The sequence below is a fragment of the Burkholderia gladioli genome (assembly GCF_000959725.1).
Taxonomy (GTDB): Bacteria; Pseudomonadota; Gammaproteobacteria; order Burkholderiales; family Burkholderiaceae; genus Burkholderia; species Burkholderia gladioli.
This window is the reverse complement of record NZ_CP009322.1, coordinates 3044320-3063284: the sequence shown is the minus strand read 5'-3', so window position 1 is coordinate 3063284 and position 18965 is coordinate 3044320. Positions and strand designations below refer to the sequence as shown.

The window sequence follows — 18965 nt, the reverse complement described above, 5'->3', positions numbered from 1 at the left end:
GCCCTGCCGCTTTCCCGATCCCGCTTCCTATTCGCCTCCACCGGCCCCTCAGGCCGGCACCATCACCGGCGGCGCCCCGTCGCCCGTCTCGACCATCTTCACCGCGAAACCGAAACAGCGCTCGATCAGCGCCGGCCGCATCACCTCGGCCGGGGTGCCTTCGGCCAACACCTCGCCGTCGGCCAGCAGCGCGACGCGATCGGCATGGCGCGCGGCCAGGTTCGGATCGTGGACGATCGTCAGCACGCCGAGCCGCCAGTCGCGCGCCAACTCGCGCACCGTGCCGAGCAGATGGTGCTGGTGCGCGAGGTCGAGCGCCGCGGTCGGCTCGTCCAGCAGCAGATAGCGCGGCGCCGCGCTGGCGTCCCGCACGTCGTGCTCGGGCCAGAGCTGCGCGAGCACGCGCGCGAATTGCACGCGCGCAAGCTCGCCGCCCGACAGGGTCGTCACGTCGCGGCCGGCCAGTGCGCCGGCGCCGGCCAGCACCAGCGACTCGCGCACGATTTCGTGGTCGCGCGCGGCGATCGTGCCGGCGCGTCGCGTATGCGGATAACGCCCGAGCATCACCAGTTCGTCGGCGACGAAGGGAAAGGCCGGCTGCGCGGCTTGCGGCAGCACCGCGCGCAGGCGCGCCAGCGCGGCGGCGCCGAGATGCTCGAGCGCTTCGCCGTTCAGCGTCACGCGCCCGCCCAGGCGCACCTGGCGCGCGGCGCCCGCGCCGTGGAATTCACCGGCCAGGGCCTTGAGCAAGGTGCTCTTGCCGGCGCCGTTGCGGCCCAGTAAGGCGGTCACGGCGCCCGGCACGAGCCGCAGCGATAACCCGCGCAGCACTTCGGTGCGGCCGCGGGCGATGGAGAGGCGATCGGCGATCAGCATGGGAGGACTCGAAGTGCGCCGCGTCAGCCGCCGAGCGCGTCGCGGCTCTTGCGCAGCAGCGCGAGAAAGAACGGCGCGCCGATCAGCGCGGTCAGGATGCCGAGCGGAATCTCGACGGGCGCGACCACGGTGCGCGCGACCAGGTCGGCCACCACCACCAGCAGCGCGCCGAGCAGGGCCGCGCCCGGCATCACCACGCGCTGGTCGGGCCCGCAGACGAGCCGCACGCAATGCGGCGCGACCAGGCCGATGAAGCCGATCACGCCGGTGCAGGAAACCAGCGCGCCGATGCCGAGCGCGGTGGCGATCAGCACGCCGCGCTTGACGCGCTGCACCGGCACGCCCAGGTGCAGGGCTTCCGCCTCGCCGAGCTGCAGGGCGTTGAGCGCATCGCGTTCGCGTGCGAGCCAGGCGGTGCCGGCCAGCGCCAAGGGCGCTACCGCCGCCAGCGTCGACCATTGCGCGCCGCCCACGCTGCCGAGGCTCCAGAAGGTCAGCGAGCGCAGTTGCGCATCGCTGGCGATATAGGTGAGCAGGCCGATCGCCGCGCCGGCCAGTGCATTGATCGCGATGCCGGCCAGCAACAGCAGCGGCAGCGCGAGCCGGCCGCGCGTGGCGGCGAGCCGATAGACCAGGGCGGCCACCGCCAGCGCGCCGGCGAACGCGGCCAGCGGCAGCCAGCCGGCCGGAATGGTTGTGGACGCAAGCATCGGGCCGAGCACGATCAGGCCGGCCGCGCCAAGGGCTGCGCCGCTCGATACGCCGACCAGGCCAGGATCCGCGAGCGGATTGCGGAACAGCGCCTGCATCGCCGCGCCGGCCGCGCCGAAACCGATGCCGACCAGGGCCGCGAGCACCACGCGCGGCGCGCGGATCTCGAGCAGGACCGCGCGCGCCTGCTGCAGCGAGGCATCGGGCGCGAACAGCGCGGCCAGCAACTGCGCGGGCGTCAGGCGGTAGGCGCCGATGCAGCAGGCGGCCAGCATCGCGAGCAGCAGCGCGATGGCGGTGGCGGCCAGCATCGCGCGCGCGATCGTGCGACGCCGCGCGATCGCCGAGGTGCCGGCGTGAGCGGCCGGTCCGCTGCCGGCGAGCGTGGAGAGGCCGGACATCAGGTGGTGGTCGGATCGGTGACGGCAGCGGCCGAGGCATCGCGCCCCTGGCCGGCGGTCGCGCTGGACGAGGCGCCGCCGGCCTCGAGCGGATCCTGATACGCGTCGACCGCGAAGGCGGAGCCGGAAGCGGGGTTCGCCGCGGCGGTGCCGGGCTGCTGGAGGTCGAAGGCGCCGGCCGGCGCCACGCGGCGCAGTCGGCGGAACAGCGGATGTCGGTGCATGGGATCTCCCGTTGAGGCGTCGAGCTTGGCTGGCTCGGTGGCAGATCCACCTGGCTGGCGTGCCGCCGACCTGCCGGGCCGGCGAAAGACAGTCGTAAAGCTGCGATCTTAGATGAGACTGATTATCAGTACAACGCCGGGGAGCCGTATTTCATGGGCAAAAGCACGGGTTGATCGATCCAACAAGCAACTAACGGTCGATTGCGACGAACCACTTCGAGCCGGGGCGCTGCCTGGCGCCAGCCCGTCGTCCCCGTTGCCGTCCAGCCGGCAAGGACGGATGGGGAAAATGCCGGGCATAAACGAAGATAAGCGGGCGTAAACAACGCATGGCCCGGATCGCTCCGGGCCATGCAAAGGCAAAACCAAACCGCTCACGCGGCCAATCGAGCCCGCGGGCCCGACGTCCCGGCCTATTTCGCAGCCGCCGCCGTGGCGGCCGGCTGCGCGGCCTTGGCGTCGCGCACCACCTGGGCGACCCGTTCGACGAACTCGCGCTCGACGCTGACCACGGCCTCGCGCTTGCCCTCGGCGGTATCCACCATCAGCCGGTAGGTGACGTCCTGGGTGATCCAGGTCAGGTAGCCGACCACGGCCAGCATCGCGCCGACCACGATGCCGCCGCTGACGGCATAGACCGCGCCGGCCGCGATCGCGGCCACGCCGATCAGCGAGATCAGGATCGGCACGACCGCGTTCTTGTTGACGGTGACCACGTTCAGGTCGCGAATCTCGCGCAGCGGGAACACCAGCCCGGCGCAGGACAGGCCGTTGCGGGTCACGCTGACGCCACGTTCGTTGAATGCGTTTTCCATGGATGAGATGCGTAGCGGAAAACGGGGAGGGTAGCAGAATTCCCGCCGCGCCTGCCCGTGACGGCCGGCTGGCGGGATGACGACGATCAGGAAACCTGAATGCCGCGCCGCCGCGAACGGCGCGTCAGAACAGCGAGGCGCCGTCCTCGTAGAGCCGGCCCGGCACGTGCGAGGCGACCGCCTCGGCGATCTGCTCGTCGGTGCTTTCGGCGGGGACGATGCGGCGTCGCGCTGGAGCGTCGAGGTGCATGGTCCACTCGACCAGCCGATAAGGTCGGCCCCAGGGACGTTGCATGGCCACCGAGACGCGGCAGCTCTGGACCGGGAACGCGTGCTCGCGCGTCAGAATCATGGGGAGATGGCTGAAAACAATATCTTCGATCATCGTTTCCTCCGGTCCTGTCTCGTCCGGTGGCGGCTGCCGCCCGGCATACGATCAAAAAAAAAGCCGCCGATGCTCAGGCGGCCAACAGGGGGGGTGAGAGGATGCTCTCAATCCAGAATTAAATGAAACTTAAAAGCCGAAAAAAAACGCCCCGCCGAATGGCGAGGCGTTTCTGCCGTAGTGTCTTCGCGAGTGAAGCGCTTGCTTAGAACTTGTGGCGGATGCCGACGCGAGCAGCGATCTGGTTCTTCGAACCCGTGCCCGACGTGTTGAAGTAGCTGGTGCTCGAGCCGATCTGCGCTTGCACGCCGTGGCCCGAAGCCTGCTGGTAGACAGCCAGGGCATACACGTCGGTGCGCTTGGACAGCGCGTAGTCGACCGTGCCGTTGACCTGGTTCCAGTGGTACGAGTTGCCGCCTTGCGTGGCGTTCGAGTACGTGTAGCCGACGGCGCCCGACAGAGCCGGCGTCAGCGCGTACTTCAGGCCCGCTTCGTACGCGTTGTACTTGGTGCCGGCCAGGTTGATCGCGTCGAACTGCGTGTTCGTCCACAGCAGCCATGCCGTTGCCGGGCCCCAGATGTAGCGGCCGCCGACGCCGAACGTGCGCAGGTCACGCACCGTGCCCGTGCCGATGTTGGCGATCGTCGTCGAGAACGACGGCGTTGCTTGGCCCGGGAAGCGGATGTCCGTGTAGGCCGCGCCGATCGATGCCGGACCGTTCGCGTAGTTCACGCCGAAGCTGTAGGCACGCGACGAGCCCGCCGTGGTGGTCGTGCCGACCGTCGTCGAGTTCGCGCCGGCGAACGCGCCAGCCTGGTTCGAGAAGCCGTACAAGGCGCCGAACGTGAAGCCGTAGTAGTTCGCGCTCTGATACTTGACCGAGTTGTTGATGCGGCTCGAGGTCAGTTGGTCGATGTCGTTGACGTGGTAAGCGTAGTTGCCGACGACCGTGTTGCCACCCGTCGAGTAGTTCGAACCGAGGATGTCGGTCGAGAACGAGTACTGGCGGCCGAACGTGACCGTGCCGTATTGCGTCTGGCTCAGGCCGACGTAGGCTTGACGGCCGAACAGCGCGCCGCCCTGGCCCAGCGTGCCGTTGCCGCTGTTGAAGCCGTTTTCGAGCACGAAGATCGCCTTCAGGCCACCACCGAGGTCTTCCGTGCCGCGCAGGCCCCAACGGCTGCCCTGGGCAACGCCGTCGTCGTACTTGAACAGCTTGCTCGAACCGCCGGCGGCGTTCTTGCTGTGGTTAACGTAGCTGATACCGGCGTCGATGATCCCGTACAGCGTGACGCTGCTTTGTGCGTGGGCAGCGCTGGCCGTGGCGGCGAGCACGGCGATGGTCAACAGTTTCTTGTTCAAGGCAATCTCCGAGCGAAATAAGGTTGTGCGGTTCCGCGCTCTTGAAGGCGTTTGGAAGGAACGGACCGCACTTTATCGGCGGGGCAGGTAATGAATGTGACAGTGATTGTCATAGTTCAGAATGTAGCGCCCGCACCACAGCAGACGATATGACGGTTGCGCCCGCAATCGATATGACGATTCCGCGTTTGCTTTTCGCGCAACAGCATCGATGCCCATCAGCAATGCTTGGTTGGACCGACCGGCCGGTCATGCGAGCATGCGCCGCTCGTTCATGACAGAAGAGGGGATTGCAATGCGGCGTTTTTCGGGGTGGTTCGCGCAGGTTTCGCGTCTTGCCGTGGTCGGCGGGACCTTGTCGGTCGCGCTGATGTCGGTGGCCCGGGCGGATGGCACGCCGCTGCGGATCGGCACCATGAGCGGACCGGACGCGCAGATCTGGACGGAAGTGGCGAAAGTGGCCGCTCACGACGGATTGCCGATCAAGGTGATCGAATTCAACGATTACGTGCAGCCGAACGCGGCGCTCGACTCGGGCGATCTCGACGCCAACGGCTTCCAGCACCAGCCCTTCCTCGACAGCCAGATCAAGCAGCGCGGCTACAGGATCGTCAGCGTCGGGCTGACCTATACCGCGCCGATGGGCTTCTATTCACGGAAGATCAAGTCGCTGAAGGACCTGCCGGTGGGCGCCAAGGTCGGTATCCAGAACGATCCCTCGAACGGCAACCGCGCCTTGCTGCTGCTGCAGAAGTACGGCGTCATCAAGCTGAAACCGGGCGTCGGCAGCAACGGCGTGAACGCCACGCCGCTCGACGTGGCCGAGAACCCGAAGAAGATCCGCATCGTCGAGCTCGATTCGGCCCAGTTGCCGCGCGCGCTGCCCGACCTGGACGCCGCCTCGATCAATACCGACTACGCCGTCAAGGCGGGCCTCACGCCGGTCAAGGATGCGATCGCGATCGAGGATCTCAAGGGCCCCTACGCGAACCTGATCGCGGTGCGCGCGCAGGATCGCGACAAGCCCTGGGTGAAGAAGCTGGTGGCGGCCTACGAATCGGACGACGTGCGCAAGTTCATCGACGCGAAGTTCAACGGCGCGATCGTGCCGGCGTTCTGAGCGGCTGGCTTGCCGGGCAAGGCCGGCAGGGGGAAGCGGCCCGAGTGACGGGCCGCGACGGGGAGGATCGACCGTGGGTCATGACGGCCGGCAGCGCGTAGCGACGCGTTGCCGGCCGTTTTGCATCGCAGCCGCCGAGGATGGCGGCAAACCCGGGCGCGGGAGGCCGCCGGAGCTCAGGCCGACAGCAGCGAGCCGCTGCGGAACGGCGTATTGCCGGCGATCCGCGCCACTTCCATGCCGGCGGTGGCGAAGCGCACCACCTGGCGCGCGTAGAGCACGCCGCGCACGCTGGCCTTCAGCGTGACCACCCGGTCGGTCAGCGGATCGACGATATCGGCGATCTCCTGGCCCGGCTCCACCACGATGCCCACCGGCGTGCGGAACACCAGCACGCCCGATACCGGCGCCACCAGCGGCTCGGTGCCGGCCAGCGGGGTGGCGGGATGGGCCAGCGGCGGCAGCGGTGGCGGCGTGCCGTCGATCGAGCCGCGCAGGGTCAGGTAATCGACGATCGCCTGCGCGTCGCGCTCGGCGAATTCGTAGGACACGTCGCGCTCGCTGCGCAGCTCGACCGTCACCGAGATCGCGCCGTTCGGGATCGGGAAGCGGTTGCCGAAGCGCTCGCGCAACTCCGACCAGCAGAAGCTGTGGACCTCGTCGAACGGGTTGCCGACCGAATTGAGCGCGAGCAGCGAGGCCTGGGCGTCCAGGTAGCGCGCCAGCGGCTCGACGTCCTCCCACAGATCGGGGTTCGTGTAGAGATGCATCACGGCGTCGTTGTCGCAATGCAGGTCGAGCACCACGTCGGCGTCGAACGACAGGCGCTGCAGCGCGAGCCGCTGCGATTCGAGCTCGGTGCGCGGCTTCTGCTCGTCGAGCGCCTCGCGCACCGCCGCGCGCACGGCCAGCAGGTTCTGCGCCGCGTCCTTGCCCAGCCGGCCCTCGATGCGCGGCATCACCAGCGCGGCCAGGTCGTGGAAGTTGCGGTTGAAGTTCTGCATGGTGTTCAGCTCGAAGCGGCCGAGATGGTCGCCGAACACGTGCTGGGACAGGCCGATCGGGTTCGGCACCGGCACCACCACGATTTCGTCGCGCAGTCGGCCGGCCGCCTCGAGCGCGGCGAAATGGCGGCGCAGCAGGGTCGCGACGAGCATGCCGGGCAGTTCGTCGGCATGCAGCGACGACTGGATATAGACCTTCTTCCCGCTGCGCGGACCGTAATGGAAGCTGGTGATGTGGCGTTCGGTGCCGAGCGCGGGGGAAATCAGCGGATGGGTCAGCGTTTGCATGATCGGGGGGCGGGCGGCCTTGGCCGCCGAGCGGAGTCGTCAGGAACGGGGAAACGACGATTGTACGTTGCGCGCGGCAAGCGGGGGCGTCGGGCGGACGATCCCGGCCGGGCGGCCCGGGCGCTCGCTCGCGCGGGCACCTGCCGCACCAATGACAACGGGCCCCGAAGGGCCCGTCGGCTGCCGCGTCGCGGCGGGATTTACTTGCCGTAGACGTCGAAATCGAAGTACTTCTTGGCGATCTTGTCGTACGTGCCGTCCTTGCGCATCGCGGCGATCGCGCCGTCGATCTTCGCCTTCAGGTCGGTGTCTTCCTTGCGCAGGCCCACGCCGGCGCCTTCGCCGAGCGTCTTCGGATCGTCGATGTCGCCACCGGCGAACGCGTAGCCCTTGCCGCGCGGCGTCTTCAGGAAGCCGATCTCGGCCTGCACGGCATCCTGCAGCGTGGCGTCGAGGCGGCCCGACAGCAGGTCGGCGTAGACCTGGTCCTGGTTCTGGTAAGGCACCACCGTCACGCCCTTGGGCGCCCAGTAGGTCTTCGCGTAGGTTTCCTGGATCGTGCCCTGCTCCACGCCCACCGTCTTGCCCTTGAGCGAATCGGCGGTCGGCAGCAGCTTGGCGCCGTCCTTGGCGACCAGGCGCGTCGGCGTGTTGAACAGCTTGGCCGAGAAGGCGATCTGTTCGGCGCGCTGCGGCGTCATCGACATCGACGACAGCACGCCGTCGAACTTGCGGGCCTTCAGCGCCGGGATCATCCCGTCGAAGTCGTTCTCGACCCACACGCACTTCGCGGCGATGCGGCGGCAGATTTCGTTGCCCAGGTCGATGTCGAAGCCGACCAGCTTGCCGTCCGCGCCCTTCGATTCGAACGGCGGGTAGCTCGCGTCGACGCCGAAGCGGACCGTCGACCAGTCTTTTGCGTAGGCGCCGCCTGCCGACACGGCAAGCAGGGCAACCGTCAGGGCCGCCAGAACTTTTTTCACTATGACTCCTCGTTGTACGGTGGTTTGCGCGCGGTCGTGCCGCATTGCGCTCCGCCCGGTGCGGCTGCTGCCGGGCTGACTGGAAACGCCCGCCCGATGCGGACGAGCGTTCGCGGAACATTATCAAGACAAAAAGCCGAGCGGGTGCCTAGTGGAAGCCCGGATAGCGGGACGCGCCCACGAGGGGCGGGTTTTGTTGAGCTTTTCGGAAGAATGTAAGAAACCTTTCGGTAATTGATGCCGAAACCGGTTTGGGCGCGAGCGCGTGCACCGCGCGAGTGCATGGCTCGTATTTCGGCCTTCAGCCCAGCGTATCGGCCGCCGCCTGCTTCAGGCAGGCGATGAACTGCGTGACGGCCGGCGTCGGCAGCAGGTCGCGGCGCGACAGGATCGACAGTTCGTAGTTCGGCAGCGTCTCCTCGATGGCGGCGATGCGGATTCCCAGCGGCGCGACCATCTCGGCCAGCGGCTTGGTGAAGCAGCCGATCACGTCCGAGCGCGATACCAGGCCGAGCGTGACCGAGAACGAGGAGGGCGCGCGCAGCAGGCGGCGGGGCAGCGGCAGCCCGTGGGTGGTGAACATCGCCATCATGACGCTGTGCGGAAAATCCTCGGCGTCCACCGTCACGATCCATTCGGCGTCGAGCAGCTCGGCGAGGCTGCGTGCCTTGGCGAGCGGATGGCCGGCGCGCATCACGATCACGAATTCAGTCGACAGCAGCGGCGTTTGCACGAATTCGCGATCGAGCGCCGGGATGTGATGGATCGCGGCCAGGTCGAGCGTGCCGTTGCCGAGCTGCGTCATGGCCTCGGGCACCGACAGCTCGGCCAGGTGCAACTGCACGCTCGGCATGGTGGCTCGGAATTTCTGCACCGCGCGCGGCAGCGCGGTCAGCGCGATCGAGGGCATGGTGGCGACCGCCACCCGCCCCGACATTTCGCCCTTCACCTGCTCGACCGCCTCCACCGCGCGGCGCATGTCGCCGAGCAACTGCTCGGCGCGCGGCAGCAGGGCATGGCCGCAGGCGGTCAGCTCGACGCCGCGCACGCTGCGCACCATCAGCTCGGCGTTCAGCGCGTGCTCGATCTCGCGGATCGTGTGCGTGATCGCCGGCTGGGTGACGCCGAGCTCGCGCGCGGCGGCGCGCAGGCTGCGATGATGCGCGGCGGCCACGAAGGCCTGCAACTGCGCGAGATTAAGAGGATTGCGAATACGGGTCATCGAGGCGGTCCGGAGTGAAGACATCATGCGAGCATCATGGCGCATCGCGCCGCGATTTGGTTGCGCGCGGGAACATATTGCCGTGCGGCAAGCGCAACGCGAGGCGATCCGAGCGGCGACGGATCGGCCGGCCAGGGCATCGAGGCGAGCAATGATCGCGGCGCGCGGCGCCGTCATTGTTGCGGCGATTGTTGCCCCTCGCAATGCAATGCCGGGCAGGCGCGCCCGCCTCGCGGCACGATTTCGCCGGATCCGTCATGCTGCACGTCCGTGCTTCGTTGCACCATCGATCGTGCCTTGATGCATTGCCGCAAAACCTCGACGCTCATCGTTTCGACATGAAGCGCGGCTACGCTGCGCGGCACGTGCGGGTTGCAGGGTCCCAGATGCCGGGTGTTAGTTTTTTCGATTCCCGTCGATCAAATAATCCAATTTCCGCTTGGCAAATGCAGCGTTTAGTATTCACCAGCACGATGATTGACGAGCACCTGGCATTCCCGGCTCCTCCTCCCCCACGAGCCGGGCAAGCGTTAGCGAACAAGGAGAATACAGATGTCGAATGAGGCGAAGTGTCCGTTCAACCACTCGGCCGGCGGCGGCACCACCAATCGCGATTGGTGGCCCAAGCAGCTGCGCGTCGATCTGCTGAATCAGCATTCCAATCGTTCCAATCCGCTTGGCGAGAGTTTCGACTATCGCAAGGAATTCAAGCAACTGGACTACAGCGCGCTCAAGGCCGACCTGAAGAAGGTCCTGACCGACTCGCAGGCATGGTGGCCGGCCGACTGGGGCAGCTACGCGGGCCTGTTCATCCGCATGGCCTGGCACAGCGCTGGCACCTACCGCATGGTCGACGGCCGCGGCGGCGCGGGGCGCGGCCAGCAACGTTTCGCACCGCTGAACTCGTGGCCCGACAACGTCAGCCTGGACAAGGCGCGTCGTCTGCTGTGGCCGGTCAAGCAGAAGTACGGCCAGAAAATCTCGTGGGCCGACCTGATCATCCTGGCGGGCAATGTCGCGCTGGAAAATTCGGGTTTCCGCACCTTCGGTTTCGCGGCAGGCCGCGAAGACGTGTGGGAGCCGGACCTGGACGTGAACTGGGGTGACGAGAAGGCCTGGCTGTCGCACCGCAATCCGGAAACGCTCAAGGACAATCCGCTGTCCGCGACCGAAATGGGCCTGATCTACGTGAACCCGGAAGGTCCGAACGCCAGCGGCGATCCGGCTTCCGCGGCGCCGGCGATCCGCGCGACCTTCGGCAACATGGCGATGAACGACGAGGAAATCGTCGCGCTCATCGCCGGCGGCCACACGCTCGGCAAGACGCACGGCGCGGGCTCGGCGGACCACGTCGGTGCCGATCCGGAAGCTGCCTCGCTCGAAACGCAGGGCCTGGGCTGGACCAGCAGCTTCGGCAGCGGCGCGGGCGCCGACGCCATCACCTCCGGCCTCGAGGTGGTCTGGACGCAGACGCCGACGCAGTGGAGCAACTACTTCTTCGAGAACCTGTTCAAGTACGAATGGGTGCAGACGCGCAGCCCGGCGGGTGCCATTCAGTTCGAGGCGAAGGATGCGCCGGACCTGATTCCCGACCCGTTCGATCCGTCGAAGAAGCGCAAGCCGACGATGCTGGTGACCGATCTCACGCTGCGCTACGACCCGGAATTCGAAAAGATCTCGCGTCGTTTCCTGGGTGATCCGCAGGCGTTCAACGAAGCCTTCGCGCGTGCATGGTTCAAGCTGACCCACCGCGACATGGGCCCGAAGGCACGCTACCTCGGCCCGGAAATCCCGAAGGAAGACCTGCTGTGGCAAGACCCGCTGCCGGCTGCCACGCACCAGCCGAGCGCCGCTGATATCGCCGATCTGAAGGAAAAGATCGCCGCGTCGGGGCTGTCGGTCGGTGAGCTGGTGTCGGTCGCATGGGCCTCGGCCTCGACCTTCCGCGGCGGCGACAAGCGCGGCGGCGCCAATGGCGCCCGGCTTGCCCTGGCGCCGCAGAAGGACTGGGCGGTCAACAAGGCCGCCGTCGACGTGCTGCCCAAGCTGCAGGCCATCCAGGCCGCGTCGGGCAAGGCATCGCTGGCCGACGTGATCGTGCTGGCTGGCGTGGTTGGCGTCGAGCAGGCCGCGGCCGCCGCGGGCGTGAAGATCGACGTTCCGTTCGCACCGGGTCGCGTCGATGCGCGTCAGGATCAGACCGATGTCGAATCCGTGTCGGTGCTCGAGCCGGTTGCCGACGGCTTCCGCAACTATCGTCGTGTGGAAGGTGGCCCGTCGACCGAGGCGCTGCTGGTCGACAAGGCGCAGCTGCTGACCCTGACGGCGCCGGAATTGACCGTGCTGGTCGGTGGCCTGCGCGTGCTTGGCGCCAACTTCGACGGCAGCCAGCACGGCGTGTTCACCGATCGCGTCGGCGTGCTGAGCAACGATTTCTTCGTGAACCTGCTGGACATGGGTACCGAGTGGAAGGCTGCCGATGCGAGCGCCGAAGTGTACGAAGGGCGCGACCGCGCGAGCGGCGAGGTGAAGTACACCGGCACCCGCGCGGACCTGGTATTCGGCTCCAATGCGGTGCTGCGGGCGCTGGCCGAGGTGTACGCGAGCGGCGACGCGAAGCGCAAGTTCGTCGAGGACTTCGTCGCGGCCTGGACCAAGGTGATGAACCTGGATCGTTTCGATCTGGGCTGATCCGGTCTCGCGAGCGTGAAGTGAGCGTATGATCCGCCGGGCCGACTGGCCCGGATCGAAGCCGAGGACGGCCGATCGCAAGATCGGCCGTTTTCTTTTGGCGCCGCCTGGCCGCCATCGATGGAGCCACCAGATGACGAATGCCGAAATCCTGCCGATCGCGACGCCGATCACCGACGCCCTGGTGCAGGGCGCGCTCGAACTCGAGACCACCGCGCGCGGCGTGCTGGTCCATCGCCTGCCGGCCTGGGCGCGCTCGCGCGGGCTCGACGCGCAGTTCGCGATGGTCGAGGCGCAGCCCTCGGGCGTGCGCCTCGTGTTCCGCACCCGCGCCAGCGTGATCGAACTCGATACGCTGCCGACGCGCTATCGCTATGCCGGCGTGCCGGCCCGGCCGCCCGGCGTCTACGACCTGCTGGTGGACGGCGCGCGGGTCGCGCAGGCCAGCGCCGAGGGCGGCGACACCGTGGTGATCTCGCTCGGCACGGGCGCGGCCAGCCACGAACCCGGCGCGGCCGCCACGCTGCGCTTCGCCGGCCTGCCCACGCACGACAAGCGCGTCGAGCTCTGGCTGCCGCACAACGAGGCCACGCTGCTGGTGGCGCTGCGCAGCGACGCCGCCCTCGAACCGGTCGGCAACGACGGCCGGCGCGTCTGGCTGCATCACGGCAGCTCGATCAGCCAGGGCTCGAACGCGGCGAGCCCCTCGACGATCTGGCCGGCGCTGGCCGCCGCGCGGGCCGGCGTCAGCCTGCTCAATCTCGGTTTCGGCGGCAGCGCGCTGCTCGATCCCTTCGTGGCACGCACCATTCGCGACACGCGCGCCGACCTGATCAGCCTGAAACTCGGCATCAACCTCGTCAACGCCGACCTGATGCGCCAGCGCGCGTTCGCGCCGGCCGTGCACGGCTTTCTCGACACGATCCGCGATGGTCATCCCGATACGCCGCTGCTGGTGGTTTCGCCGATCCATTGCGAGATCCACGAGCGCACGCCGGGCCCCGGCGCGTTCGATCTGGAGGCACTGGCGAGCGGCAAAGTGCTGTTTCGCGCCACCGGCGAGCCGGGCGAGCGCGCGGCCGGCAAGCTGACGCTCGAAGTCATTCGCGAGGCCTTGCAGCGGATCGTGGCGCAGCGCGCGGCCACGGATCCGAACCTGCACTATCTCGATGGCCTCGCGCTGTACGGCGCCGAGGACGAGGCCGAGCTGCCCTTGCCGGACCGGCTACATCCCGATGCGGAGGCGCATCGGCGTATCGCCGAGCGCTTCGTGGCTCGCGCCTTCGAGGGCGGCGGCGCATTCCGCTGAGCGCGAATCGCCGGCGGCTCGCCGGCGACGACCCGACTCAGAAGTTCACCACGGTGCGCAAGCCCGCCACCACCTCGTTGCCGATCCTGCGCGCCGAGCCGCCGTTCGCGGGCAGGTAATAACCGCCGCTGGGCCGCACGATGTATTGCAGGTCGCCCTGCAGCATCCACCATGGCGCGACCTGGTACTGGTAGGTCGCCTCGAACACCGTCTCGTTGATGCGCTTCGCGCCGGCGATGCCGAGCGCCGCGCCGGCCGCGGCGTCCACGTTCAGCGTGGCGTTGGTGTAGCCGATCGCGAGGCCCGCCGTGTCGTTGTCGCGGCCGTCGAACGGCGCCTTCAACGCGATGCCGGCCTGTGCCGAGAAACTCACCGAATTGCGATCGTCGGGCGCGCCCATCACGCGCGTGAACACGCCGAGCGAGCGCGCCGCGTTGCCGGTCGAGCGCCACACCATCTGGTCCGCCACCGCGTAGGCGCCGTAGTTGCCGCGATGGGTTCGCGCGATGCCGTTCGAGGCCGGCGAGTCGAGCGGCAGGCCGCTGCTGTCCTGGCGCGGATCGTCGAAACGTCCCGAGAGATACCAGAAGCCGAGCCGGTAGGTGCCGGGCAAGCCACTCGGCCTGGCGTCGGGCGCCTCGCCCTGCGCCTGGTTGAGCGCGTATTGCAGCTCGCCGATCCATAGCGCGCCGTCATGCAGGTTGAAGCGCGTGCCGTGTGCATTGCCTTGCTGCGCATCGTTCTGCGCGCTGCCGCCCGGGTAGCCGTCGAACACGCCGGCCAGCACCGTGATCGCCGGGCTCGGCTTGAGCTTCAGGCGCGCGCCGAGCGAGGAGAGCGGATAGGCGGGGCCGCCACCGGGCATGTCGACCGAGGGCAGCACCGGCCAGCCGAAGGTGGCGTTGGCGAAGCTGCTCGCGTACTGGCTCAGCATGAATTCCTGGTCGAGACTCTGCTGGCCGATGCGCAGGTCGGCCGCGCCGCCCGCGAACTGCTGCCCATACCAGAGCTCCCAGAGCCGCGTGCCCGCGTTCGCCTCCACGCCGCTGACGGCTTGTTGGGCGCCCAGCGCGCGCGTGCTGAGGTTGCTGCCGTGGATTTGCAGCGCGCTGACATTGAAGGTGCCGCCGGCCAGGCCGAACAGCTTGCCGGTATCGACGCTGAGGGTGCCTTGCGTGAGGCCGTCGTAGGCGCCGATCCGCTGCGTGCCGCCGCTGACGTTGCGGAAGTATTCGCTGGTTTCCTGCAGCGCCAGCGTGATGCCGAGCGTGTCGAGCACGGGGCGCAGCCCGCCCATGTCGCCGAACAGGGCGGCGCGTTGCCAGAGGCCCGTAGGCGATGCGTCGTCGCCGCCCGGCGCGGCGGCGGGCGTCTCCTGCGCATGCGCCGACGCGGCGGCGAGGATCGAGACGGTGACGGCGAGCATCGCGAAAGGCCGAGGCTGGCAGGGCGTGGCCGAAGCGAAGGACTTGGATGCGCGCGGCGAACGCGTGGGCAACTGCTTGAGGACGAGTGTTTTCATCGGCTTGCAGGGAGTGTGGTTGTCGACGACGAGGGGACGCCGCACATCGCGGGCATGAATCGGCTGCGGCGCCCGCGAGGCGCGAAACGCGGGATTCAGTCGCGCCGCGGCGCGTCGGGTGCGGTGCGGTCCTGTCTGCCCGCCTGGCGGGAATCCTGCACCGGCTCCGATACGGCTTGATGACGGCGCGGCGCCGGGGCCGGGGCCGGGGCAGCATAGGCTCGCGGATCGGCGGCGGGCGGCAGGTAGCCGCCGAGCGCGTCGTCGCGATTGGTAAAGTAGGAATGCGAAACGAAAAGGAATTGCTGCACGTACATGATGCACCTCCGCTTCGCCCGCGTCGGGCGAAAGCGATCCATGGCCGAGGCGGGCGGGCCGCATCGGGTGTTCGAGGCAGGGGAGCGTGCTGGGGCGGCCGTGATCGGGCCGGGGAGGCGCGCTGCACCGTCAATACGGGCAGCGGCTACGGGAAAGGCAGGCGCTAGCGCGTATTGGTCCTGGGGTCGCCGGGCAGGGCCGGCGAACGACTGTCGCTACTAGGCTGGGGTTCCATGATGAATCGGCTTGGGTTCGAGACAGGGCGGATTCTATGCCGCGTCCGTCACGCGGCGCAACAAAAAAATGCTTCGCAGTGCAGGGGATATTCGAATCGTCGGCGGCGCGCCGCGCGGCGGCGGCTTCACGCCTCGACGGCGGCACGAAGCGCGTAAGACGGGCGTAATAAAAATCCTGCGAAAGACGGTTGACGCCTCGAATCCGACCGCGCAGAATTCGCCCGTTTTCCGACTGAAGGTCATCCATCTTGGACAGTAGCAGTAGTCGATCTCCGATCTCTCTTTCCGCCTGACCGGCGGGACTCCACGCGCTGATTCCCATCTCGCCGCCGTCCCGCCAGCAGGCAGGACGGTGCGCGCCGAAGTTCCCCTTGCTTCCCGTGCACCCTCATTGGTGCGGCCTCGAGCCGTTGCCGACGCACGTCCGTTTCCGGATGCCTGCGTTCGCGACGTCCCGGGCCGTATGGATCAACACGCCCGTATCGATGCCGATACGAAGGGAGGGTTCGATATCGCGCGCCGCTTCATGCCGATATCCCGCAGCACAGTGATCCACGACGAGCCGCGCCGATCCCCGTGATCCGGCGCCGGCCGGCGCGTGCCAGCGCCGGCCCATCCGACGACCGAAACGACAGCCCGCCGCGGCTTGCCGCCTTGCGTATCCGCATCCGTCATCGTGTGCGGGGCATGCCGTTTTCGTCGCCCATCGATCCATCGTTTTCGCGACCTCCCGAGGCGGCGTGCATTCCCGGCATGCGGCCCGCGTCGTCGCGTCCTTTCGACGAGACACCACATGTCCACTTCCTCGCAATTCCCGCCGACGCAGGCCGACCACGCGGTCCTCGACGAGGCCCATCTGGGCGACATCCGCGGCGCGCTCGGCACCATCGAGCGGCACGACACCGCGCCGCGCAAGGGCTGGCTCGCGCGCTGGCGCACCCTGCTGGCGATCCTCGGCCCCGGCCTGATCGTGATGGTTGGCGACAACGATGCCGGCGCGTTCGGCACCTACACGCAGGCTGGCCAGAACTACGGCACCACCCTGCTCTGGACGCTGATGCTGCTGATCCCCGTGCTCTACGTGAACCAGGAGATGGTGGCGCGGCTGGGCGCGGTGACCGGCGTGGGCCATGCACGCCTGATCTTCGCGCGCTTCGGCCGCTTCTGGGGAGCGTTCAGCGCGATCGACCTGTTCGTGCTCAACGCGCTGACCATCGTCACCGAGTTCATCGGCGTCACCTTCGCGCTGCATTATTTCGGTCTGCCGAAGGTGCCGGGCGTGATCGGCGCGGCGCTGATCACCATCGCGGCGGTCTGCACCGGCAGCTTCCGGCGCTTCGAGCGTTTCGCGCTGGTGCTGGTGGCCGGCAGCCTGCTGCTGGTGCCGGTGCTGCACGCGGTGCACCCGCCCGCCTCGCGGATGCTGCACGACTTCCTGGTGCCGGGCTGGCCCGCGCATTCGAAGCTGGCCGACGTGATGCTGCTGGTGATCGGCATCGTCGGCACCACGGTGGCGCCCTGGCAGTTGTTCTTCCAGCAGAGCTACGTGGTCGACAAGCGCATCACGCCGGCCTTCAGCCGCTACGAGAAGCTCGATCTCTGGCTCGGCATCGGCCTGGTGATGATCGGCGCGGTGGCGATGATCAGCTTCTGCGCGGCGATGTACGCCGGCAAGCCCGAGTTCGGCAACTTCACCGATGCGGGCGCCGTGCTCGCCGCGCTCGACAAGTACGTGGGCAGCTACCCGGCCACGGTGTTCGCGATCGCGCTGCTCGATGCCTGCGTGATCGGCGCGGCGGCCGTCTCGCTGGCCACCGCCTACGCGGTCGGCGACGTGTTCGGCGTGCGCCACTCGCTGCATCGCCCGGTGCACCAGGCGAAGTGGTTCTATGTCGCCTACGCCGGCCTGATCGCGCTGGCCGCCACCGTCACCCTGGTGTCGAGCGACGCCTTCCTCGGCTTCCTGACCAATGCCGTGCAGGCGCTGGCCGGCGTGCTGCTGCCCAGCGCGACGGTGTTCCTGCTGCTGCTCTGCAACGATCGCTCGGTGCTCGGCCCCTGGTGCAACGGCAAGTGGCTGAACCTGTTCACCGGCGCGGTCGTGTGGGTGCTGGTGATGCTGTCGATCGTGCTGACCGCCGCCACCGTGTTCCCCGACATCAGCGGCGAGACCATCGTCGACATCCTCGCGGGCGGCAGCGCGCTCGGCGTGGTCGGCTTCGTCTGCACGCTGTTCTATCGCAACAGCCGCTTCCCGCTGCGCGCGATCGGCGCGCCGCGCTGGAGCGACGAGGAGAAGCGCGTCTGGCGCATGGCGCCGATCGAGCAACTGCCCGCGCCCTCGATGCCGATGGAGAGCAAGCTGTGGATGGCGGTGCTGCGCGGCTACCTGGTGGTGGCGGTGGCGATGATCGGCTATGAGATCGTGCGCTCGGCGCTGAACTGACCGCGTGCCGATGCGAGGCGGCCGGCGCGACCCTGGCGGGCGCGCCGGCCGTTTCCTGTTTCAGCGCCGTGCCGCGATCAGGCGCGCACGGCGCGGCGGCTCGCCAGCAGCGCGTCGAGCAGCACGCGCACGCGCAGCGGCACGTGGCGCTGGCTGGGATAGACCAGCGAGATCGGCAGCGGCGGCGCGCGATGGCGCTTGAGCACCTCGACCAACTCGCCGTTCTCGAGCGCCCGGGTGGCCAGGTAGCGCGGCGTCTGCACCAGCCCGAGCCCGGCGACGGCCGCCTCGATCAGGGCCTCGCCGTCGCCGAGATACATGCGGCTGTCGGGCGTGAGTGAACGCTCGCGGCGGCCGCTGCGGAAATGCCAGGCGCGCTCGCGGCCTGTCGAAGGCACGCGAAACAGCAGGCAGGTGTGTTCGCCGAGCTCGTCGGGCGAGGCCGGCTCGCCGTGCTGTTCGAGATAGGCCGGGCTCGCGTAGGTGCAGAAGTATTGCGCGTCGAACTGCCGGCCCACCAGGCTCGAATCGGCCAGCGGGCCGATCCGGATCGCGGCGTCGAGCCCGTCCTTGACGACGTCCACCGTGCGATCGGAAAAGCGCGCGTCGATCGTCAAGGCAGGATGCCGCGCGTTCAGTTGCCTGAGCACCGGCATCACCACCTGCTTGCCGTAGCTGAGCGGCATGTCGATGCGCAGCGTGCCGCGCACTTCGCCGCGCGCCTCGATGGCGGCGGTCTCCAGCGACTCGACTTCTTCCAGGATCAGCCGGCAGCGCGCGTGGATTTCCTCGCCTTCCTTGGAGAGCGTGACCTGCCGCGTGGTGCGATGGAACAGGCGCACGCCGAGCCTCGCCTCGAGCCGCGCGATGTTCTTGGCGATGGTCGACGGCGAGAGCCCCAGCTCGCGCGCGGCGGCCGCGAAACTGGCGTGACGGGCCGCGGCGGCGAACGAGGCGAGCAGGTCGAGACCGATCATGGGCGCTCCGGCGATTGAGGACAGGCAGTCATGAATATTGTGGCCGCGCAGGGCATGCGCGGCCCGATTTGCCG

At 68.3% G+C, this 18965-nt stretch carries 17 protein-coding genes; 5 read left to right on the top strand and 12 right to left on the bottom strand.

What is annotated here, in order from left to right; all coding sequences use genetic code 11:
- Positions 1-48 precede the first annotated feature (48 nt).
- From BM43_RS13325 to BM43_RS13300, 6 genes are all read right to left on the bottom strand, one after another.
- Positions 49-876: a heme ABC transporter ATP-binding protein gene (locus tag BM43_RS13325; protein ID WP_036055263.1), complete on the bottom strand. Its 828-nt coding sequence runs from the start codon at positions 874-876 to the stop codon at positions 49-51.
- Between the two features lie 23 nt (positions 877-899).
- Positions 900-1988 (bottom strand): FecCD family ABC transporter permease, encoded by a 1089-nt coding sequence (locus BM43_RS13320; RefSeq protein ID WP_036055264.1) that lies wholly within the window; start codon positions 1986-1988, stop codon positions 900-902.
- Positions 1988-2212, bottom strand: coding sequence for a hypothetical protein (locus BM43_RS13315; protein WP_036055265.1), 225 nt, complete (start codon positions 2210-2212; stop codon positions 1988-1990). Before BM43_RS13315 ends, BM43_RS13320 begins: the two co-directional genes overlap by 1 nt.
- 413 nt (positions 2213-2625) lie before the next feature.
- Positions 2626-3027, bottom strand: a complete 402-nt coding sequence (locus tag BM43_RS13310; protein WP_036055266.1) for a DUF6232 family protein — start codon at positions 3025-3027, stop codon at positions 2626-2628.
- 124 nt (positions 3028-3151) lie between these two features.
- Positions 3152-3412: a DUF2866 domain-containing protein gene (locus tag BM43_RS13305; RefSeq protein WP_013691577.1), complete on the bottom strand. Its 261-nt coding sequence runs from the start codon at positions 3410-3412 to the stop codon at positions 3152-3154.
- Positions 3413-3617: 205 nt separating this feature from the next.
- Positions 3618-4775, bottom strand: a complete 1158-nt coding sequence (locus tag BM43_RS13300) for a porin (protein ID WP_036028684.1) — start codon at positions 4773-4775, stop codon at positions 3618-3620.
- 370 nt (positions 4776-5145) lie between these two features.
- Here BM43_RS13300 and BM43_RS13295 point away from each other — a divergent pair, with 370 nt between their 5' ends.
- Entirely contained in the window at positions 5146-5895 is a 750-nt protein-coding gene (locus BM43_RS13295; RefSeq protein ID WP_042284660.1) for a MetQ/NlpA family ABC transporter substrate-binding protein, read from the top strand.
- A gap of 176 nt (positions 5896-6071) precedes the next feature.
- Here the strand turns inward: BM43_RS13295 and BM43_RS13290 are convergent, their stop codons facing one another.
- From BM43_RS13290 to BM43_RS13280, 3 genes are all read right to left on the bottom strand, one after another.
- The gene (locus tag BM43_RS13290; RefSeq protein WP_036055267.1) at positions 6072-7187 is read right to left on the bottom strand and encodes a succinylglutamate desuccinylase/aspartoacylase family protein; all 1116 of its coding nucleotides are present in this window, start codon (positions 7185-7187) and stop codon (positions 6072-6074) included.
- A 200-nt stretch (positions 7188-7387) separates the two neighbouring features.
- On the bottom strand, positions 7388-8170 hold the full coding sequence (locus tag BM43_RS13285; RefSeq protein ID WP_013691573.1) for an ABC transporter substrate-binding protein: 783 nt from the start codon (positions 8168-8170) through the stop codon (positions 7388-7390).
- Between the two features lie 301 nt (positions 8171-8471).
- Positions 8472-9392: a LysR family transcriptional regulator gene (locus tag BM43_RS13280; protein ID WP_036028691.1), complete on the bottom strand. Its 921-nt coding sequence runs from the start codon at positions 9390-9392 to the stop codon at positions 8472-8474.
- A 257-nt stretch (positions 9393-9649) separates the two neighbouring features.
- On the opposite strand from BM43_RS13280, the gene BM43_RS40390 reads away from it, so the two are divergent.
- From BM43_RS40390 to BM43_RS13270, 3 genes are all read left to right on the top strand, one after another.
- Positions 9650-9955 (top strand): hypothetical protein, encoded by a 306-nt coding sequence (locus BM43_RS40390; protein WP_133167981.1) that lies wholly within the window; start codon positions 9650-9652, stop codon positions 9953-9955.
- Complete coding sequence (gene katG / locus BM43_RS13275; protein ID WP_036055268.1) at positions 9945-12083, top strand: catalase/peroxidase HPI; 2139 nt, start codon at positions 9945-9947, stop codon at positions 12081-12083. The genes BM43_RS40390 and katG overlap by 11 nt, the downstream gene beginning before the upstream one ends.
- Before the next feature lie 133 nt (positions 12084-12216).
- A complete protein-coding gene (locus BM43_RS13270; RefSeq protein ID WP_036055269.1) occupies positions 12217-13392 on the top strand; it encodes a GDSL-type esterase/lipase family protein in 1176 nt (391 codons plus the stop codon).
- 37 nt (positions 13393-13429) lie between these two features.
- On the opposite strand, the gene BM43_RS13265 is transcribed toward BM43_RS13270, so the two are convergent.
- On the bottom strand, positions 13430-14818 hold the full coding sequence (locus BM43_RS13265; RefSeq protein ID WP_167547492.1) for a carbohydrate porin: 1389 nt from the start codon (positions 14816-14818) through the stop codon (positions 13430-13432).
- A 191-nt stretch (positions 14819-15009) separates the two neighbouring features.
- The gene (locus BM43_RS13260; RefSeq protein ID WP_036055271.1) at positions 15010-15231 is read right to left on the bottom strand and encodes a hypothetical protein; all 222 of its coding nucleotides are present in this window, start codon (positions 15229-15231) and stop codon (positions 15010-15012) included.
- 1030 nt (positions 15232-16261) lie between these two features.
- Here BM43_RS13260 and BM43_RS13255 point away from each other — a divergent pair.
- A complete protein-coding gene (locus tag BM43_RS13255) occupies positions 16262-17914 on the top strand; it encodes an NRAMP family divalent metal transporter (RefSeq protein ID WP_036055272.1) in 1653 nt (550 codons plus the stop codon).
- A gap of 77 nt (positions 17915-17991) precedes the next feature.
- Here BM43_RS13255 and BM43_RS13250 read toward each other — a convergent pair whose 3' ends face one another.
- Positions 17992-18891 carry a LysR family transcriptional regulator gene (locus BM43_RS13250; RefSeq protein WP_025099341.1) on the bottom strand — a complete coding sequence of 300 codons (900 nt, stop codon included), beginning with the start codon at positions 18889-18891 and terminating at the stop codon, positions 17992-17994.
- Between the last annotated feature and the right edge of the window lie 74 nt (positions 18892-18965).